Origin of the sequence: Collimonas sp. OK307 (assembly GCF_900113705.1) — a bacterium.
Classification (GTDB): domain Bacteria; phylum Pseudomonadota; class Gammaproteobacteria; order Burkholderiales; family Burkholderiaceae_D; genus Collimonas.
Map to the genome: position 1 here is coordinate 170,752 of NZ_FOQI01000002.1, position 19,801 is coordinate 190,552.

Annotated in this window: 18 protein-coding genes; 10 read left to right on the forward strand and 8 right to left on the reverse strand. The window is 57.7% G+C overall.

The window, feature by feature from the left end:
• The first annotated feature begins 3 nt into the window (after positions 1–3).
• Entirely contained in the window at positions 4–1,503 is a 1,500-nt protein-coding gene (locus tag BM205_RS04460; RefSeq protein ID WP_092412983.1) for a CoA-acylating methylmalonate-semialdehyde dehydrogenase, read from the forward strand.
• 60 nt (positions 1,504–1,563) lie between these two features.
• Here the strand turns inward: BM205_RS04460 and BM205_RS04465 are convergent, their stop codons facing one another.
• Entirely contained in the window at positions 1,564–2,358 is a 795-nt protein-coding gene (locus BM205_RS04465) for an IclR family transcriptional regulator (RefSeq protein ID WP_092412985.1), read from the reverse strand.
• 186 nt (positions 2,359–2,544) lie between these two features.
• On the opposite strand from BM205_RS04465, the gene BM205_RS04470 reads away from it, so the two are divergent.
• The 4 genes from BM205_RS04470 to BM205_RS04485 are packed head-to-tail and all read left to right on the forward strand — an operon-like array spanning position 2,545 to position 6,051.
• Positions 2,545–3,306 carry a substrate-binding periplasmic protein gene (locus BM205_RS04470; RefSeq protein ID WP_092412987.1) on the forward strand — a complete coding sequence of 254 codons (762 nt, stop codon included), beginning with the start codon at positions 2,545–2,547 and terminating at the stop codon, positions 3,304–3,306.
• Between the two features lie 33 nt (positions 3,307–3,339).
• Entirely contained in the window at positions 3,340–3,996 is a 657-nt protein-coding gene (locus BM205_RS04475) for an amino acid ABC transporter permease (protein WP_092412989.1), read from the forward strand.
• Positions 3,993–4,742, forward strand: a complete 750-nt coding sequence (locus BM205_RS04480) for an amino acid ABC transporter ATP-binding protein (RefSeq protein WP_092412991.1) — start codon at positions 3,993–3,995, stop codon at positions 4,740–4,742. Before BM205_RS04475 ends, BM205_RS04480 begins: the two co-directional genes overlap by 4 nt.
• A gap of 13 nt (positions 4,743–4,755) precedes the next feature.
• On the forward strand, positions 4,756–6,051 hold the full coding sequence (locus BM205_RS04485) for an NAD(P)/FAD-dependent oxidoreductase (RefSeq protein WP_092413350.1): 1,296 nt from the start codon (positions 4,756–4,758) through the stop codon (positions 6,049–6,051).
• Positions 6,052–6,066: 15 nt separating this feature from the next.
• On the opposite strand, the gene cysS is transcribed toward BM205_RS04485, so the two are convergent.
• A complete protein-coding gene (gene cysS / locus BM205_RS04490; RefSeq protein ID WP_092412993.1) occupies positions 6,067–7,446 on the reverse strand; it encodes a cysteine--tRNA ligase in 1,380 nt (459 codons plus the stop codon).
• A 269-nt stretch (positions 7,447–7,715) separates the two neighbouring features.
• Here cysS and BM205_RS04495 point away from each other — a divergent pair, with 269 nt between their 5' ends.
• Positions 7,716–8,696, forward strand: a complete 981-nt coding sequence (locus BM205_RS04495) for an aldo/keto reductase (protein WP_092412995.1) — start codon at positions 7,716–7,718, stop codon at positions 8,694–8,696.
• A 10-nt stretch (positions 8,697–8,706) separates the two neighbouring features.
• Here BM205_RS04495 and BM205_RS04500 read toward each other — a convergent pair whose 3' ends face one another.
• Both BM205_RS04500 and BM205_RS04505 read right to left on the reverse strand, forming a co-directional pair.
• The gene (locus BM205_RS04500; RefSeq protein ID WP_139227212.1) at positions 8,707–9,408 is read right to left on the reverse strand and encodes a right-handed parallel beta-helix repeat-containing protein; all 702 of its coding nucleotides are present in this window, start codon (positions 9,406–9,408) and stop codon (positions 8,707–8,709) included.
• Between the two features lie 51 nt (positions 9,409–9,459).
• Positions 9,460–9,831, reverse strand: coding sequence for a DOPA 4,5-dioxygenase family protein (locus BM205_RS04505; RefSeq protein WP_092412999.1), 372 nt, complete (start codon positions 9,829–9,831; stop codon positions 9,460–9,462).
• A gap of 270 nt (positions 9,832–10,101) precedes the next feature.
• On the opposite strand from BM205_RS04505, the gene BM205_RS04510 reads away from it, so the two are divergent.
• Positions 10,102–11,352 carry an AI-2E family transporter gene (locus BM205_RS04510; RefSeq protein ID WP_371326452.1) on the forward strand — a complete coding sequence of 417 codons (1,251 nt, stop codon included), beginning with the start codon at positions 10,102–10,104 and terminating at the stop codon, positions 11,350–11,352.
• Between the two features lie 90 nt (positions 11,353–11,442).
• Here BM205_RS04510 and BM205_RS04515 read toward each other — a convergent pair whose 3' ends face one another.
• Complete coding sequence (locus BM205_RS04515; RefSeq protein ID WP_092413001.1) at positions 11,443–12,033, reverse strand: BPSL1445 family SYLF domain-containing lipoprotein; 591 nt, start codon at positions 12,031–12,033, stop codon at positions 11,443–11,445.
• A gap of 259 nt (positions 12,034–12,292) precedes the next feature.
• On the opposite strand from BM205_RS04515, the gene BM205_RS04520 reads away from it, so the two are divergent.
• From BM205_RS04520 to BM205_RS04530, 3 genes are all read left to right on the forward strand, one after another.
• The gene (locus BM205_RS04520; protein WP_092413003.1) at positions 12,293–12,781 is read left to right on the forward strand and encodes a MaoC family dehydratase; all 489 of its coding nucleotides are present in this window, start codon (positions 12,293–12,295) and stop codon (positions 12,779–12,781) included.
• Positions 12,782–12,806: 25 nt separating this feature from the next.
• Positions 12,807–13,214: a VOC family protein gene (locus tag BM205_RS04525; protein ID WP_092413005.1), complete on the forward strand. Its 408-nt coding sequence runs from the start codon at positions 12,807–12,809 to the stop codon at positions 13,212–13,214.
• A 126-nt stretch (positions 13,215–13,340) separates the two neighbouring features.
• Positions 13,341–13,913, forward strand: coding sequence for an HNH endonuclease (locus BM205_RS04530; protein WP_175511155.1), 573 nt, complete (start codon positions 13,341–13,343; stop codon positions 13,911–13,913).
• A gap of 6 nt (positions 13,914–13,919) precedes the next feature.
• On the opposite strand, the gene BM205_RS04535 is transcribed toward BM205_RS04530, so the two are convergent.
• The 3 genes from BM205_RS04535 to BM205_RS04545 form a co-directional block, all read right to left on the reverse strand.
• A complete protein-coding gene (locus BM205_RS04535; RefSeq protein WP_092413009.1) occupies positions 13,920–16,922 on the reverse strand; it encodes an FAD-binding and (Fe-S)-binding domain-containing protein in 3,003 nt (1,000 codons plus the stop codon).
• Between the two features lie 43 nt (positions 16,923–16,965).
• Positions 16,966–18,249: an MFS transporter gene (locus BM205_RS04540; RefSeq protein WP_092413011.1), complete on the reverse strand. Its 1,284-nt coding sequence runs from the start codon at positions 18,247–18,249 to the stop codon at positions 16,966–16,968.
• A 154-nt stretch (positions 18,250–18,403) separates the two neighbouring features.
• Positions 18,404–19,621, reverse strand: a complete 1,218-nt coding sequence (locus BM205_RS04545; RefSeq protein WP_092413013.1) for a pyridoxal-phosphate-dependent aminotransferase family protein — start codon at positions 19,619–19,621, stop codon at positions 18,404–18,406.
• Positions 19,622–19,801 lie beyond the last annotated feature (180 nt).

A 19,801-nucleotide genomic window follows, 5' to 3' on the forward strand; every position in this document is an offset into this window, starting at 1 on the left:
ATAATGAGTATCCCGCAAATCAATCATTTCATTTCCGGCGCATCCGCGACCGGCCGCTCCGAGCGTTATTCCGACGTCTTCAATCCAGCCACCGGCGAAGTTGTCGCCCACGTTGCATTGGCATCCGTGCAGGAAGTAGATAAAGCGGTCGCGGCCGCGCGCGCTGCATTTCCCGACTGGTCCGAGACTTCACCATTGCGTCGCGCCCGTGTCATGTTCAAGTTCAAGGAACTGCTGGAACAGAATCATGACAAGCTGGCAGCCTTGATTACACGCGAGCATGGCAAGGTGTTTTCGGACGCCAAAGGCGAAGTGGTGCGCGGCATCGAAGTGGTGGAATTCGCCTGCGGCATTCCGCATCTGCTAAAGACCAGCCACACCGACAATATCGGCGGCGGCATCGATAACTGGAACCTGCGCCAGCCGCTTGGCGTAGTGGCCGGCATCACGCCGTTCAACTTCCCGGTGATGGTGCCGATGTGGATGTTCCCGGTGGCGCTCGCATGCGGCAATTGCTTCATCCTGAAACCGTCCGAACGCGACCCTTCGGCCAGCCTGCTGATCGCCGACCTGCTCAAGCAGGCCGGTTTGCCTGACGGCGTATTCAACGTGGTCCAGGGCGACAAGCTGGCAGTGGATGCCTTGCTCGCCCATCCGGATGTGCAAGCGATTTCCTTTGTCGGCTCGACCCCGATCGCAGAATACATTTATACCGAAGGCGCGAAGCGCGGCAAACGCGTGCAAGCGCTGGGCGGCGCCAAGAACCATCTGGTGGTAATGCCGGATGCAGATCTGGACCAGGCGGTCGATGCCTTGATCGGCGCCGCCTACGGTTCCGCCGGCGAGCGCTGCATGGCGATTTCGGTGGCGGTAGCGGTGGGCGACATCGCCGATCGCCTGGTGGAGCGGCTGGCAGAACGCGCTGCTGCACTCAAGATCGGCAACGGCGACCAGGCCGACTCCGAGATGGGACCGCTGGTCACCGGCGCGCACAAGGCCAAGGTCGAAGCTTACATCGCCAAAGGTGTGGAAGAGGGCGCCAAGCTGCTGGTCGACGGCCGCGGCTTGCGCGTTGCCGGTCATGAAAACGGTTTCTTCGTCGGCGGCACCTTGTTCGACCACGTTACACCGGAGATGACCATCTACAAGGAAGAAATCTTCGGCCCGGTGCTGGCGGTGGTGCGCGTGCCGGATCTGGCTAGCGCCGTGGAACTCATCAATGCCCATGAATTCGGCAACGGCGTTTCCTGCTTTACCAGCGACGGCGGTGTCGCGCGTGCTTTCGCACGGCAGATCCAGGTCGGCATGGTTGGCATCAACGTGCCGATTCCGGTGCCGATGGCGTGGCATTCCTTCGGCGGCTGGAAGCGGTCGCTGTTCGGCGATCACCATGCCTACGGCGAAGAGGGTATCCGTTTCTATACGCGCTACAAGAGCATCATGCAGCGCTGGCCGGATAGCATCGCCAAGGGTGCCGAGTTCACCATGCCTACTGCAAAGTAACAAGGTAAGCCGGATTGTCGTCGTCACCTCGAACGAGGGGAATGACGACGGCAACCCGCCTCAGGTCAGGGTCCTGATCGAATTACTGATCGAGCGTGCACATTCCAGCACCAGCGGTCCTATCTTCTTTTCTGCTTCCGCCAACGTCCAACGACTGGTCGGCGTCACCACGTGGACGGCGGCGACAGCTACGCCCTGGTTGCTGATGATCGGCGCGGCAATCGTCATGTCGCCCAGGAACAATTCTTCATTGTTGCAGGCATAACCTTTTTCGCGCGCCGTCGCCAGCAGCGCCATGAGCTCGTCGATATCGGTACGGGTATGCGGCGTGCGCGCGGTCAGCTGGCTCGATTGCAGTACGGTGCGTGCTTCCGCCGCCGCCAGCGTGCTCAGGTAGGCGCGGCCGGAACCGGTGCAATACATCGGGATGCGGCTGCCGATCGGCATATGGATCGGAATGAACTGGTGGCCGACGAAACGCGCCACATACACCATCTGGCTCTCATACGGCTCGGTCATGTTGGTGGTTTCGCCAGTGGTGTTGGCCAGCTCCGCCAGGAATGGATTGGCGACGTCGACCAAGGTATCGGCTTCCAGGTAGTTATAGCCGATCTCCATGACTTTCGGCGTCAGCTGATAGCGCCGCGTGGTCGGATGTTTTTTCACATACCCCAGCATCTCCAGCGTGTAGATCATGCGCTGCGCAGAACTCTTGGTGATGGCCGTCGCCTCCGCCACGTCGGCCAGCGTCATGGTCCGGCGGCGGGCGTCGAACGCGCGCAACACTGCCAGCCCTTTTTCCAGCGACTGGTTGAACAGGGCGTCGGCAACTTCCGGCTGTGGATGCTCATTCATAGGGTTCTCTCACTCTGCACGATGACTTATTATACCCAGATTATCACGCCATAATATCGAATATCGATATTCAAATATCTATTGACGATATAAATAAATTGAATATACTTAAATGAACGGCGACTTTTGATATCAACTACGGGGCATGCCAGTCCTTCGCCTGGCTGCAACACAGAGGGGGAAACCATGAAACAGCTGATCCAACGTCTTACCAAGGCAACCGTTTTGCTAGTGGCCGCAAGCGCCGCTTCGATCTGCCTGGCGCAAACATCGTTCACGGTGGGCGCGACTTCCACCGGCGTGCCATTTACTTTCCTCGATATCAAAACCAATAAACTGCAAGGCATGATCGTCGATACGGTGACCGCCGTCGGCAAGAACGCCGGCTTCAGCGTCAACATCCAGCAGACGCCGTTCTCCGCTCTGATCCCCTCGCTGACGTCGAACAAGATCGACATCATCGCTGCGGCCATGCTGAAGACGGCAGCGCGCGCGCAAATCGTCGATTTCAGCGATCCGGTGTATTCGTATGGCGAGGGCCTGTTCGTCAACGCTGAAGACAAGCGCAGCTACAAGACGCTGGACGATCTGAAAGGTGAAATCGTCGGCGCCCAGGTCGGCACGATCTTCATCGACGCCCTCAACAAGAAAGGCGGCTTCAAGGAAGTGCGCGTCTACGATTCCGTCGCCGACATGATGCGCGACGTCGCACTGGGCCGCATCAAGGCCGGTTTCGGCGACCGCCCTATCGTTGCCTACCAGCTGGCTCAAGGCGCCAATCCGCAGGTGCGCCTGGTCAAGGAATACCAGCCGACGCTGGTGGGCGATGTCTGCCTGGTAGTGCGCAAGGGCGACCATCAATTGCTGGAACGCCTGAACAAGGCGATCACGGCTGCCAAGGCGGACGGCACGCTGGCGAAGATCGTGCAGCAGTGGAATTTGAACTGACAAATAAATTAAAAGCACATTGAAAAACACGTCATGCTGATCCAGAACATCCAGGACTTCCTGCCTATCCTGCTGCGCGGTGCAGTGATTACGGTGGAAGTCACCTTTTGTTCGCTGATCCTGAGCACGGTCATCGGCCTGGTGCTGGCTCTGATGAAGGTGTCGCAGCTGCGCCCGGTATCCTGGTTTGCGGCCACCGTGATCAACATCATCCGCGGCCTGCCGATCATCGTCCAGCTGTTCTACATTTACTTCGTGCTGCCGGAACTGGGCATACAACTGACGGCATTCCAGGCTGGCGTGATCGGCCTCGGCATCGCCTATTCGGTCTACCAGGCGGAGAATTTCCGCGCCGGTATTGAAGCGGTCGATCCCGGCCAGATTGAAGCAGCGCAATCGATAGGCATGCGCATGCCGATGATCATGCGGCGCGTGGTGCTGCCGCAAGCGTTCCGCATCGCGCTGCCGCCCTATGGCAACACGCTGGTGATGATGCTCAAGGATTCTTCGCTGGTGTCTACCATCACGGTGCTGGAGATGACGCGCGCCGGTCAGATGATCGCCTCGTCGACCTTCCAGAACATGACCGTGTACACCATGGTGGCGTTGATGTATTTGCTGCTGAGCCTGCCGCTGGTGCTGCTGACGCGCCAGCTGGAAGCACGCTTTGGCCAGGGGAAGCGGAAATGATTGAAGTCAGGCAAATTCACAAATGTTTCGGCAAGCAGGAAGTGCTGAAAGGCGTTTCCTTGCAAGTTGCTGCGGGCGAGGTGGTGTGCCTGATCGGACCATCCGGCTCCGGCAAATCGACCGTCCTGCGCTGCATCAACGGCCTGGAAACCTACGAAGCGGGCGACATCCTGATCGAAGGCGAACGGGTCGACAGCAAGTCAGCCACCATCCATCAGCTACGCACCCATGTCGGCATGGTGTTCCAGCGCTTCAACCTGTTTCCGCATCGTACGGTGCTGGAAAACGTGATGGAAGGTCCGATCTACGTCAACAAGATCGATCCCGCCATCGCCAGGAAAGAAGCTTTGGTGTTGCTAGCCAAAGTCGGCCTCGAACAACGCGCCGACGCTTATCCGAACCAGCTCTCTGGCGGTCAGCAGCAGCGGGTGGCGATCGCCCGCGCCCTGGCCATGAAACCGAAGGCGATCCTGTTCGACGAGCCAACTTCGGCACTCGATCCGGAACTCGTCGGTGAAGTGCTGGCGGTCATGCGCACCTTGGCCAACGACGGCATGACCATGATCGTGGTGACGCATGAAATGGGATTCGCACGCGATGTTGCGGACCGCGTCTGCTTTTTGCATAGCGGTACCATTGTCGAAGAAGGCCCGGCGCAACAGGTATTAAGCGCTCCGCAACATGCACGCACCAAGGATTTCCTGCGCCGCGTGCTTGGCCAGCAAGCATCTGACCAGCCTGCATAAATCAAAGCACAGCATGAACAACATCTCTGCAGGACAAGCACTGCCGCCATCCTTGTGGGCGGCGACGGCGATAACAGCCTCGGCCACGCCGGCACTGGACGCATCGCGCAAGGCCGATGTGGTGGTCATCGGAGGCGGCTATACCGGGTTATCCACTGCCTTGCACCTGGCCGAAGCCGGCGCCAGCGTCTGCCTGCTGGAAGCGTCGGAACCGGGCTGGGGTGCTTCGGGGCGTAACGGCGGCCAGGTGATTCCAGGCTTGAAATACGATCCCGACCAGTTGAACGTCATGTTCGGCAGCAAAAAGGGCGAACTGCTGACCGACACCATCGGCAAGGCCGCCGATACCGTATTCGACCTGATCAAAAAATATAGCATCGCGTGCGACGCTACCCGCAACGGCTGGATCCAGCCGGCGCATTCGGACCAAGTCATGCGGGCATTGGTCAAACGCGCCGCACAGTGGGCCGAACGTGGCGCGCCGGTGGACATACTGGAGCGCAGCGAGGTAACGCAACGCATCGGCACACCAGCCTACGTCGGCGGCTGGATTGATCACCGCGCCGGCAGCATACAGCCGCTCAGCTATTGCCGCGGCCTGGTGCGGGCGGCGCAGGCGCATGGCGTCGCCATCCACGGCAACACCCTGGTCACCGGCCTGGCGCGGCAAGATGGACATTGGCAAGTCAGCACCGCAAGCGGCGCGCGCGTGACGGCCGAGCAGGTGGTGATTGCCACCAACGGCTACACCGGCGATCTGTGGCCGCGCCTGAAGCAATCGGTAATCGCCGCCAACAGTTTCATCGTCGCGACCAAACCCCTGTCGCCTGAATTGGGCGACAGCATCCTGGCATCCAAAGAAGTGGTGTCCGACTCGCGCCGGCTGCTGCTGTATTACCGGCGCGATGCGCATGGCCGCTTGCTGATGGGCGGGCGCGGTCCATTTTCCGAGCCGCAAGGCGCACAGGATTTCAGCCACCTGGAACGCTCGCTGGCGCTGCTATTCCCGCAACTGGCGCAGGTCGACTATGAATTCCGCTGGGCCGGCAGGGTGGCAATCACGCGTGATTTTTTACCGCATGTGCACGAACCCGCCACCGGCCTGACGATTGCCCTCGGCTATAACGGCCGCGGCATCGCGATGGCGTCGACCATGGGCCGTTGCCTGGCGCAACGCCTGCTGAGCGCGAAGAGCGCGCCGTTCCCGTTCCCGATCAGCACCATCCAGCCGATTCCGTTTCACGGTTTGCAACGGTTTTACATTGCCGCCGGAGTTGCCTACTACAGCATCCTCGATAAATTTTCCTGAGGCAGCGCCAGCGCCTCAGTTGCTGTCCGGTTTAAGCAAGCAGCCGGAAGCGCTGTCTTCCACCAGAAATCCATGCGCCTTGATTTCCAGCCGCAGACGGTCGGCCTCTTGCCACTGACGCATTTCCCGTGCAGCTTGGCGTTGTTTGACCAGTGCTCCTACCGCCTCGGGTATCTCATAGCTGGCTGGACGCCAATCCTCTAGCCCCAGCCCCAATACCTGGTCCATCTCACGCAATGTAGCTTTGTATGTTGCTGCGCCGGTCTCGCTGCGCACCAGTTCCCATACGATAGCTAATGCGCGCGGAAGATTGAGGTCGTTGTTGATTTCATCGCGGAAGCGGGTTAACCATGTATGGTCGATCTGCCCGCCGTCCGGCCAGCGATGGTAAGCCTCTCTCAAACGTTGCAATCCGGTAGCCGCAGCTTGCAAGCCATCCCAGCTGAATTCAAGCTGACTCCGATAGTGCGCCATCAGGCACAGATAGCGATACGCCAAGGGATCGATTCCTTGTTCGATCAATGTCTGCAGACGCAGGAAATCACCGCCTGATTTGGACATTTTTTCGCTGCCGGTCTGCAGGAAATAACCATGCATCCAGAAATTCGCAAGGCGGGTGCCGTGGCATGCCTCGGTTTGCGCGATCTCATTGCTGTGATGGACGGCGATATGGTCTTCGCCGCCGCAATGGATATCAAACCAGGTACCGAGATGCGCCGCCGACATCGCCGAACACTCGATGTGCCAACCCGGAAAACCTCGGCCCCATGGACTATCCCATTCCATCTGGCGGCGGGAGTCTGCAGGGCTGAATTTCCAGAGAGCGAAATCGGTATTGCTGCGCTTCTCTCCCAAGGCCACGCGCGCGCCGGCCTGGAGGGTGTTGCGGTCGAGCCTGGCCAGGTAGCCATAGTCGCTTTGCCGGCTGGTGTCGAAGTAGATGCCATCCTGAGTGCGATAGGTATAACTCTTCTCTTCCAGCGTCTGGATAAATGCGATTTGCTCGAGCAGGTATTCGGTGGCGCGGCACCAGGTGACGGGCTCCAACAGGTTCAGGGCGCGAAAATCCGCCATGAACGCAGCGCTATAAAACGCCGCGATTTCCCAGGCGCTCTTACCGCTGCGCCTGCTGCCTTTCTCCATCTTGTCCTCACCGTCGTCGGCATCTGAAACCAGATGGCCGACGTCAGTGATATTGACCACATGCTGCACCTGATAATGATTGAAGCTCAGCGTACGCCGTAGCAAATCTTCGAAAATATAGGTGCGCAGGTTGCCGATATGAGCATAGTCGTAAACCGTCGGACCGCAGCAATACAAACCCACGCGCCCCGCCTCAATACTTTCAAAGCGCCGGACGCGACGCTCCCAGCTATCGTACAGATGGAGTTCCATGCCGTTTTTTTCAAAAAATTAACTAGATGAGCCAGCGAAAAACAAGTTAGCCATAAATCGGCCAAATACAGGCCAGCGAACCGGAAGAGATCAAGCGCGCCGCATTGACAGCGTGCAGCAACAACACGAACAGTGCGTGCAGACGTGGCGGAGTGAGGAGATGAGGGATTGCGTAAGCATCGCTTATACTAACTTGCGGCGCTTTGCCCGGTCAACCCTCGGCGCGGGGCCAGGCTTGAGCGCGAAGTTAACATTATCAGGAGCAATCTATGATGAAACAACGGAAACTGGGATCAGCCGGGCTGACAGTGTCGGCCATCGGCCTCGGCTGCATGGGCATGAGCACCGCATACGGCGCGGCCGACGAAGCGGAATCCATCGCCACCCTGGAGCGGGCGCTGGCATTGGGTATCAACTTTTTCGATACAGCCGAACAATACGGTCCCTACGAAAACGAAGCATTACTGGGGCGCGTCTTCAAGGGTCGCCGGCATGAAGTGGTGCTAGCCACCAAATTCGGCTTCAAGATAGAGAATGGCGCTACCACCGGCATCACCAGCGAACCGGGCCACATACGCCGGGCGGTGGAAGGATCGTTGCGCCGCCTCGATACCGATTACATCGATTTGCTGTATCAGCACCGGGTCGATCCGGCCGTGCCGATTGAAGAGGTGGTGGGCGTCATGGCCGATCTGGTGCGTGAAGGCAAGGTACGGTTCCTGGGTCTTTCCGAGGCAGGTGTCGCGAATATTCGCAAAGCCCACGCAGTGCATCCGATCAGCGTCCTGCAAAGTGAATACTCACTATGGGAGCGCAACCTGGAAGCCGATATCCTGCCGACCTTGCGCGAACTCGGTATCGGGCTGGTGCCATTCAGTCCGCTTGGCCGCGGCTTCCTGAGCGGTACTGCGCAACGGGCGGAAAACTATCCTGCTTCCGATTTTCGCCATCTTGATCCACGCATGCAGGGCGCCAACTTCGATGCCAATATGCGGGCCGCAAAAGTGGTCGGCGAGATCGCTGCGTTGAAAGGTGTGAGTAGCAGCCAGATCGCGCTCGCGTGGGTATTACAGCAAGGCGACGACATCGTGCCGATCCCTGGCACCAAACGCCGCGCCTACCTTGAACAAAATGCCGGTGCAGTTGAAGTAACGCTGGATCCAAGCGAAACCACGTTGCTGGAAAACGCTCTGCAGCAAGTGGCCGGCGAACGTTATAGCAAGGAACGCATGGCTTGGGTAGATCGCTAAGCCTAAGCCATCACTGGCAGGCCGCCGTATTGCAGGCATTGCGATCGGCGGCGCTGGATTTCAGATTGGTTTGGGCGGCATTGTTGTTATTGCCCTTGAACTGATTATTACTGAAACTGGATCGGCCAAAGGCGGCTAGCCCCAGCATCTGATTGCCACGCATCACATTGCTGCGCACTTTCAGATCGACGCCGAAGATACCGTCGCCACCGTTACCCTCAGCCACGCTGTTGCTGATGGAACCGCCAAAGAACACCGCACCGCCGTGGCCGTTCCGGTTAACGACTATGTGGTCGAGACTGACCGAATTGGTTTCCAGGTAGATGCCGTAATTCCCCATGCCCTGGATGATCCCGTTCCTGATTACGATCCCGTTGCGACCAACTGCATGCACGCCGTTGCCGACGCCGCTCGGCCAGCAAGGCGCCGGCAGTTGCTGGCACCGCGTCGGCCCCTGGATCGCGTGGCCGCCGAGGTCCAGGGTAACGTTGTCGGCATTGATCTCGATCGCCGTGGTATTGGCATCCGGTACTTTCAAATTACCGGACAGACGGTAATATCCCGCTTTTTCAATGACGACCAGGAAGCCCGGTTTGTCGGCACGACCGGGATCGATCATGGTCACCGGCCCGGCGGCCGCGCTGATGCCGGGAGCCAGTTGCAAGGCGAGCAGCGCCAGCCCTGCGAGCTGCGGCAAGATTCGATTACGCATGACGCGATCAAACATGATATTTACCCATCTTTCTGCACCGGCCCGGTTTCATTATTCCTGGCCCGCCGTCTCTGACTCGTTGGAGAAAATCGATAATTTCAATGGCCGTACCGCGCCCATCCAGATGGCATGGTCGCGATGATCCTGCAGATCGTCGCCGCTCAATGGATGGATAAACACTACCAGCCCCGCACGATGCAAGGCCAGCCAGGGAATCAACTCGCCAAACACTGCCGGTTCAAACGCCAGCTGACAGCTCCAGTCCGGATGCGGCCCGACCGGCCGCTGATGAACCCGGCCCATGGTTAACGGAAACCGCCGCGCCGCCGCCTCGCACAAGGCTTGCGCCTGCGCCAGGGTGGTTGCATCGAAATAGATGTGGGCGTGATAGCCGGTGATGCGCGGCTCAAGCGATTCTGTCATGCGGGAAGCTCCGGGGGATGAGGAGTAAGGAGTAGAAATTGCGAACGAATGTAGTCGGCAATAATTTTTTTAGTGTATTTCAGATCAAGAATACTCTTTTTCCGCAGCCCGCGAAATCTCATGGAGAAGTGACAAGTTGAACTTGTCTTTCTGATCATCACCCCGGGAAAATAATGCGGTCTCTGTGCGGTGACGTACTTAACTTTTGGGTTAAGGTAGGTAATCTCTTCCCATAAACCTAGATTCAAGAGTTGCGCCGCAAATTATCCGATGAAACCACCAATCGCCCATGCAGCCGCAGTTGCAGTAGCAGAAGCAAGCGCCAACGATGCGCCTGAGCATGTACCTGCGCCCGAGGACGAGCCGGATACAAGCGCGGCAGCGGAGCCCGTAATGACCGGGCCGTTGGCGCCATTTTCCGCCACCGGCTCGACCAATGTCCGCAATCTTTGCCTGCGGATACTTACCGTATTGGCATTGGTATTCGCCCTGCAATGGGCGCGCAGTTTCCTGGTCCCTTTGCTGTTCGGCATTTTCATTGCCTACACCTTGAATCCTTTGGTGGCTTGCCTGGAGCGTATCCGCATCCCGCGTTTAGTCGGCACTTGCGTCGTGATGCTTACCTTGCTGCTTGGCCTGGGCCAGGTTACCTATTCTTTACGCGGTGAATTCCAATCGATTGTCGAACGCCTGCCGGCTGCCGCCCATCAATTATCCCGCGCCATGGTCAGCATACAGGCCAAGACACAGGACGGGGGAACCAGCACTATCCAGAAAATGCAGGCCGCAGCGAACGAAATCCAGACCGCCGCCGGCCAGGCCGCTGGCGTACGACCGGATAACAAACGCCAGGCTAGTCCGGCGCCGCCACCGTTTCAACTGGGCGAATGGCTATGGACCGGCTCGATGGGTGCGATGCTATTCATCGGACAAGTGATGATGGTGATCTTCCTGGTCTTCTTTCTTTTGCTGTCCGGCGATACCTTCAAGCGCAAACTGGTGAAACTGACGGGGCCGACCCTGTCTAACAAAAAGATCGCCGTCAATATCCTGCTAGACATCAATACCTCGATCCAGAATTACATGTTCATGCTGCTGGTGACGAATGCCTTGCTGGCGACCATGATGTGGGTGGTATTTCGCTCGGTAGGCCTGGAAAACGCCGGCGCCTGGGCGGTAGCGGGCGGCTTCCTGCACATCATTCCGTACTTCGGCCCGCTGTTGATCGCCGTCGCCACCGGCTTGACCGCGTTCATGCAGTTTCAATCGTTTTCGATGATGTTGCTGGTGTCAGCGTCGACGCTGGTTATCGCCACCCTGGTCGGTACCTTCGTGACCACCTGGATGACCGGCAGAATCGCCAAAATGAATGCGGCTGCGGTATTTATCGGCCTGCTGTTCTGGGGATGGCTGTGGGGAATATGGGGCCTGCTGCTCGGCATTCCGATTATTGTCATCATCAAAGTCATCGCCAAACGTGTCGATGGCATGCAGGCGGTGGCTGAATTGCTGGGTGACTAAACTCCCACCTGTCGGTTGTTCGCCGCATAAAAAAATACGGCATCCTCAGATGCCGTATCGGTGTTGCGCCTACAGTACCGCAGTTTTGATTTAGAGCGAGATCTTCGCGATCTTCGCACCTTGCAACGACACGCCGGCCATCAATCCGCCATTGGTAGTGACGAAACCGATGATAGGTTGCTGCGCGGTATTCGTGTCTATGTTGCCGTTGGCGCCGATATTAGCCAGCGCCACGGTGGCGTCGGCGCCAACCGTCCAGCCATTACTGTTGCGGAATTTATCAAGCGCATCCTGCGTCATGAATAACAAGATAATTGCTTTCGATTGCGCTCCGGCCTGGAAGCCGATCGAACCTGCAGTGGTGCTGTAATAACCCTCGTTACGGCCACCGACGCGCAGTGCGCCCTTACCGTATTCAGCCCCGACCACAAAACCGGCTTGCAGCACTGCCGGGAATACCAGCACACCCTTGGCCCGGGCTACCAGCTCGCGCGAAGCGGGTGCGGTCTGGTACAGTTTGGATAAAGTGGCATCTACGCCAGCATTGACATCGTTGCGGCTGGTTTGGGAACTTGCGTCGCGACCCGGGGCAGTTGTGGTGCAGCCGGCAAATGTGAGGCAAGCCATGGCGACCGCGATAGCTGCCAGTCCTTTGGACGGGAAAGAGGAATTTTTTCGCATTTTTTTCTCCATCAAAATCAATAGTGATTAAACAATTTTGCAAAAAAGACATTGCAAAACACATGTATGAACCAGCATTTTCGACTGAGCTTCCATAACCTCCCAGCTCCTGACGCAATCACGATTAAACTGTAGACGGCATGTAATATTACATCTGTGCGGTGGCACACATTCAAATGACTATTGTCTTCCTGCCCCGCCGTGTCCCTAACCATTGATCTTGACCGCAGCAAGCTTTGACCATAGCGAGGAACCTGTAATGAGCGGCGCCACCGACAACCCCACCAGCAATCCCCCCTCACCGTCCAAGTTGTACCTGGACGACCTGAAAGTCGGCGACCGCTTCAGCAGCGCCGAACACGCACTGGACGAACAGCAAATCCTGGCATTTGCCGGGCAATTCGATCCCCAGCCTTTCCATTTAAGCGACGCCGCCGCCAAGAACACCATGTTTGGCGGACTGGCGGCCAGCGGCTGGCATACCGCAGCTATCACCATGCGCCTGCTGGTCACCAGCGGCATGCCGCTGCAAGACGGCCTCATCGGCGCCGGCGGCGAAATCAGCTGGCCGCAGCCGACCCGGGCCAGCGATATCTTGCATGTGGAAAGCGAGATCATGGAAATTACGCCTTCCCGCTCGCGGCCGGAACGCGGCATGGTCAAAATGCGCAGCGAGACGCGCAACCAGCGCGGCGAAGTGCTGCAGTTGTTCGTATCCAAGCTGGTGGTATGGCGCAAACCGGCGTGAGCGAGCATCAAGATGGAGCATCAAGATGATACGTATTCGTGAAATCGACCACCTCGTATTGCGCGTGACCGACCTTGACCGCATGCTGCGGTTTTACTGCGACGCACTCGGATGCAGCATCGACCGCCGAGTGGACAGCATTGGCCTGGCGCAACTTCGAGCCGGCAGCGCCATGCTCGACCTGGTGCCGGTAGACGGCAAACTCGGCAGCGCAGGCGGCGCTGCGCCGGGCAAGGAAGGCCGCAACCTGGATCATTTCTGCTTCCGTGTCGAACCCTTCGACGAAGCGGCAATTCGGGCCCACCTCGCCGCTAACGGCGTCGCAGCGGGTGAACTCGCTTCAAGAAACGGCGCGGAAGGAGAAGGTCCCTCGATCTACATCACCGATCCGGAGGGTAATGTGGTCGAGCTCAAGGGGCCGCCATATACCTGAACGCCAAGATTGATGCGCCTCACCTTGCTTTGGTTTCCAGTTTGTTTGCCAGCTAAAACAACAGAAAAGCACATGCTTTCCGAAATAGCTGGATGCTGGTTATAATCAACGGCAAAGGTGAAGAAAATGAATTCCCATATTCTGACTCTGGATATCGCAGGTAATCCGTTCGACTGGATTTCGCCACAAGATGCTGTGCTCTATTATGCGAGCGGGAAGGTGGCTTGGGAACTCGGGGATGGCGACATCGTCTTCCGCGGTGGTTATTCCCGCACCGGGGTGCAATCGCGCATCGCCGTCAAACCTATCATCGCCATCGCCGGCAGCGCCATCATGGCGCGCATGCTGCACCTGGAACTGCCGCTGGGCCATCACAACGACCTGTTGTTCAAACGCGACCGCTACACCTGCGCCTACTGCGGCGGCCACTTTCCTCACAGCGAACTATCGCGCGACCACATCCATGCGCGTTCCCACGGCGGCAGGGATACATGGATGAATTGCGTCACCGCCTGCAAGGACTGCAACCAGGAAAAGGGCAACAAGCCGCTGGAAAGCTTTCGCCCGTTGCTGTATGTGCCCTATGTGCCATGCCGTGCCGAGCACTATCTGCTCAGCGGCAGAAATGTGCTGGCCGACCAGCATGACTACCTGGCCGCCCGGCTGCCCAAGCACAGCCGGCTGCGCGAGCTGAACTGAGGTACGTCAGTTCAACGCCTTGCCGGACAAAGATAACGCCAACACCCGCGCCACATGCAGTGCAACCGTATCCGCGCCATCGTGAATCTGATGCCTGCAGCTGGTGCCATCGGCGACTACGATGCTGTCTTTGCCGGCTTTGCGTACTGCCGGAAATAACGCCAGTTCGGCCATGGCGATCGAAGCATCATAGTGCTCAGCCTCATACCCGAAACTACCAGCCATGCCGCAGCATGACGACTCCGCCGTGGATAACTCGACTTGCGGAATCCATTGCAAGACGGCCTGTACCGGTCGCAAGGCATCGAAAGCTTTTTGATGGCAATGCCCGTGCAGCAGCACCTTGCTGGTTTGCAGAGGATGCAAATCCAGCTGCAGGCGGCCAGCCCGTTTTTCCTTCACCAGGAATTCTTCAAAAAGAAAGGCCGATTTCGCCAGCTTCTGCGCTTCCTCGCCGTAACCGTAATTGAGGAATTCATCGCGCAAGGTCAGCAGGCAGGAAGGCTCCAGCCCGACGACAGGAATGCCGCGTTCGACGTAGGGCATCAATGCATCCAGCGTCCTGCGCGCTTCTGCCTTTGCCTGGTCGACCAGGCCTGCAGATAGATAAGTACGGCCGCAGCACAGCGGCTTTTGTCCTGCAACCGTGTTGAAGTGGACCGTATAGCCGGCAGCTTCCAGCACCGTTTGTGCGGCGCGGGCGTTTTCAGGCTCCATGTAATTATTGAAGGTATCGACGAACAGCAATACTTCGCGCTCGCTCTTCACCGCAGATTTTGCATTATTCAGGAATGCATTCTTAAACTGCGGGAAAGATCTTTGCGGGGCAATGCCTATCCGTTTTTTGAACCAGGTTGACACTCCCGGAACACGATCGGCCCAGGCGATGAGCCCACCGACCGCACTGGCATATGGCGCATATTGCGGCATGAATCCGATCAGCTTGTCGCGCAGGCTGAGGCCGTGCTTGTTTGCCCATGCCGCACGTGCTTCGATTTTTATTTTCGCCATGTCGACGCCGGTCGGGCAATCGCGCTTACAGCCTTTGCAGGACACGCACAGATCAAGTACTTCCTTGACCTCGACACTGGCCAGGCCCTCAGCGCCGAGCTGGCCGGAGAGCGCCAGGCGCAGGGTATTGGCGCGGCCGCGCGTCACGTGTTTTTCATCCTTGGTGATGCGATAACTGGGACACATGGTGCCGGCGTCGAACTTGCGGCAATGGCCATTGTTGTTACACATCTCAACCAGTTTTGCCAGGCCGCCGGTCCTGTCGTCGCCGGTACCGGCAGCGGTTTCCTCGCCGGTCAGGGGATTGCGCCTGACGTTCCAGGAGGACCAGTCCAGCATAGGCTGATGCGGTAACTCTCTGTATCCTGGCGCAAAGCGGAAATTGGCGACATCGTCCATCTTGGGCGGGCGCACGATCTTGTCCGGATTGAAGCGGTTTTGCGGATCGAAAAGATCTTTGATTTCAGTGAAGGCAGCATTGATTTTCGGACCATATTGCCATGCCACCCACTCGCCACGGCACAGGCCGTCGCCGTGTTCACCTGAATACGCGCCTTTGTATTTGCGGACCAGCACCGAAGCAGCTTCTGCAATCTCGCGCATATCTTTGGCGCCACCGCGCCGCATGTCGAGTATCGGCCTGACATGCAATGTGCCAACGCTGGCGTGTGCGTACCAGGTGCCTTCGGTGCCGTATTTGTGAAACACCTCGGTCAGCTGGCTGGTATATTCCGCCAAATGTTCCAGCGGCACGGCGCAATCTTCGATGAAAGATACCGGTTTGCCGTCGCCCTTCATGCTCATCATGATATTCAGGCCGGCTTTGCGTACATCCCACAGTGCTTTCTGGTCGGCGGCACCAGCCATTTGCACGACTGAGCCGGGCAGCTTCAGATCGGCCATCAACTCATCGAGGGCGACTAATTTTTTTAGCAATGCGGCATGATCCTCGCCGGCAAACTCGACCAGGAGAATCGCTTGCGGTCGCCCTGTCAATGCTTTTTCGATGACCGGCTTGAATGCCGGATTGCTCATGGACAGATCGATCATGGTGCGGTCGACCAGTTCGACTGCAGTCGGACCGAGCTTGACGATGTGTTGCGTCATATCCATCGCCTGGTAAAAGGTCGGGAAATTCACCACGCCCAATACCTTGTGCGCCGGCAGCGGCACCAATGACAAGGTGAGCTGCCGGCTATAGGCCAGCGTTCCCTCAGAGCCGATCAGGATATGCGCCAGGTTGGCCATGCCGTCGTCGGTATAGGCGCGCGGGTTCTGGCAATCGAAGATATCGATGTTGTAGCCGCCGACACGCCGCAAGACCTTGGGCACCCGCTCTGTAATTTCTGCCCGTTCACGCTGCGCAATGCGCTGCAGGCCGCTGACAATATCACCAATCCGGTCGGTTTTCTCCATGCGATCCAGACGCTCGAAACGCCCTTGCGTGCCATCCGCGAGGACGGCGTCGATCGCCGTCACGTTGTGCACCATGTTGCCGTACTCAATCGACCTGGAACCGCAGGAATTATTGCCTGCCATGCCGCCAATCGTGCACTGGGCCGCAGTTGATACATCGACCGGAAACCATAAACCATGCGGCTTCAGCCAGGCGTTGAGATGATCGAGGACTATCCCGGGTTCCACCGTGATCGTGCGCGCCTCAGGGTCGAAAGCGATGACGTTATTCAGCCATTTGCTGTTGTCGATCACCAGTGCCTCGCCGACGGTTTGGCCGCATTGGCTGGTACCGGCGCCACGCGCCAGAACCGGCATGTTGTGGCTACGAGCGATATCCAGCGCCAGCAGCAAATCCTTCTGATCGCGCGGCACTACCACACCGACCGGCATGATTTGATAGATCGAGGCATCGGTTGCGTATCTGCCTCGATCGGCCGTGTCGAACAGAATGTCGCCCCTCAGCTCTTGCCGTAGCTGTACGGCTAGCGACATAGAAGATGTTGCGTTGCGCGGGACCAGATGGATGGGCTTGACCAGCATAGAGGAAATCCTGTCAAAAGAAACTAAATGAACCGGCCGCTTTCTATACGCCAGCTTTCACTGTAGCGGGCCCGGCATCCGCTACGCCTTGCTCGAACTTGCTATCCGGTTGCATGCGAAAAGCCAGCAGCACGCCGAATCCCATCAGGATCATGCTGCCCACGAATGGCAATTCCCAGTTGTTGTAGCGGTCAATCAGGTAGCCGGACAATACCGGTGAGATGATGGCCGCCAGCGCCGAGCCGGTATTCATCATGCCGCTGGCGGTGCCCGAATATTGCGGGGCGATATCCATCGGGATCGCCCACATCGGACCGATCGTCATTTCAGCGAAGAAAAAACCGGCGCCCAGGCAAAGTATCGAGACATAGACATTGTGGGTGTACAGGAGCGGCAGCAACGACAACAGCGTCAGGAACATGCAGACCGATACCATCTGGCTCCGAGCCCGCTTCAGGTTACCGGTGCGTTTGAGGATCTTGTCGCTGACGATGCCGCCCAGGGTATCGCCAAGTACGCCCGCGAAAAATACGCTTGAAGCAAACAATGCCGATTTCTTGATATCCAGATCGTAACTGTGCAAGAAGTATTGCGGAATCCAGCTCAGGAACAACCACAAGGTCCAGCCGTAGCAGAAATAGACAATGGTGACCGGCAGCATGCGCTTGAACAACGGCCCCCATGGGATCTTCGGAGTGCTTTTCTTGACAGCAGGCAGTGTTGCCAATTCTTCCGCGGTGATGCGCGGATGTTTCTCAGGATGCTCGGTGAACACGAATGCCCAGACCAGGACCCAGATCAAACTGATCACGCCGCAGATATAGAAAGATTCACGCCAGCCATGCGTCGCCATAATGACTACTACCAGCGTGGGCGCGACCGCATTGCCGATCCGGGCGAACGCATGGGTAATGCCCTGGGCAAAGCCGCGGTTTTCCTTGGCGACCCAACGCGACATGGCAGAAGTGGCGGCAGGGAAGGTGGCGCCTTCACCCAGGCCCAGCAGCAACCGCGCCAACAGCAATGAAAACAAGCCGCCGGCAAAACCGGTCAATATGGTGGCGATGCCCCAGAGTACGCCGCAGTAGATCAGGGTGCGTTTGGCGCCGAACTTGTCGCTGACCCAGCCGCCGATGATTTGAAATACCAGATAGGGGTAGGCGAATGCCGAGAACACCAGGCCGATCTGGGTTTTTGAAAGATCGAATTCTTTTGCAAAACCGGCCGCGGCGGTACTGACATTGACGCGATCCAGGTAGGTGATGAAATACATCAGGCATAACATGATCAGCACGACGGTGGTCGCACGCAAACGCAGGTGTTTCATTGTTTTGTCTCCAATATTTTTGGTGGTCGGCAAGCGCCGCAGGACATCTTTATCCTTTGTCCGGCCTGTCCTCTATGGGACAGTGCCGGAACCGATTCAACCCGTTTCGGTATTGAATCCATTTTTGTTCAGAACCACATTGCGACTTGCCGGCTCATGCCGCTTTCAACACCGGCTTGCTGTTTTGCGCCGTAAGGTTTGCCATCGCTGCCAGCACGCCGCTGCTGCCCAAAGGAACGCCCGCCAGCTTCAAGCCCATTTCACAGCCGGCCAGCGTCGCCATCAAAGTCAGATCGTTGGCTTCACCCAGATGACCGATACGGAACATGCCGCCCTTCATTTTTCCTAGGCCGGTGCCGAGCGACATGTTGAAGTTTTCGTAGATGGTTTTACGGATCGTATCGGCGTCGAAACCGGGCGGCGTCATCACACCGGTGAGTACCGGCGAATACAGTGCCGGATCGGCGCATTGGATTTCCAGGCCCCAGGCCCGTACGGCATCGCGGCAGGCACTTGCCAGACGTTGATGGCGTTTGAACACTTGATCCAGGCCCTCGCCGAGGATCATGTCGAGCGCTTCCGACAAGCCGTACAGCAGATTGGTATTTGGCGTGTATGGCCAGTAGCCGGTTTTATTCATCTCGATGATGTCGGTCCAGTCCCAGAACGCTCGCGGCAATTTCGCGCTCTTGCTGGCTGCGATGGCTTTCTGCGATACCGCGTTGAAGCTGATGCCCGGCGGCAGCATCAATCCCTTTTGCGAGCCGGAGACGGTGACGTCGACGCCCCATTCGTCATGGCGGTAATCAGCTGAAGCCAAGCCGGAAATCGTATCGACGATCAGCAGCGCCGGATGGCCGGCGGCGTCGATTGCCCTGCGCACAGCGACGATATCCGAGGTGACGCCGGTCGAGGTTTCGTTGTGGACCACGCACACCGCTTTAATCTGGTGTTCGCTATCCTTGCGCAAACGCTGTTCGATCCGGTCTGCCTGTACGCCTTGGCGCCAGCCTTCAATCCCCGGCAAACCGAGAAATTCGGGTTTCAAACCCAGGGCCTCCGCCATTTTTTTCCACAAGGTGGCGAAATGCCCGGTTTCATACATCAGTACCGTGTCGCCCGGGCTCATGGTGTTGCTCAACGCCGCTTCCCATGCGCCGGTGCCGGAGGCCGGATAAATCACCACCGGCTGCTCGGTCTTGAAAATTTTCTTGATGCCTGCCAGTACCTGCAAACCCAGTGCCCCGAATTCCGGTCCGCGATGATCGATGGTGGGATAACTCATGGCCCGCAAGATACGGTCCGGGACCGGGCTCGGGCCCGGGATTTGCAGGAAATGACGGCCGGCCGGATGGAAATCGAGTGTCAACATTTACGCCTCCTTTGAATAAATTGAATTTTGTATTCAAAATACTTTAGCATCCAAAATTTCAATCGTAAAGATTTTTTTGCAATGCCCGACTCCGGATAAAGGTTTTAAATCGCCTGAAATTTGCCTTAAACTACGAATAATCGATGAAATATGCTAATTTCTAGCTGATTACATCCTTTT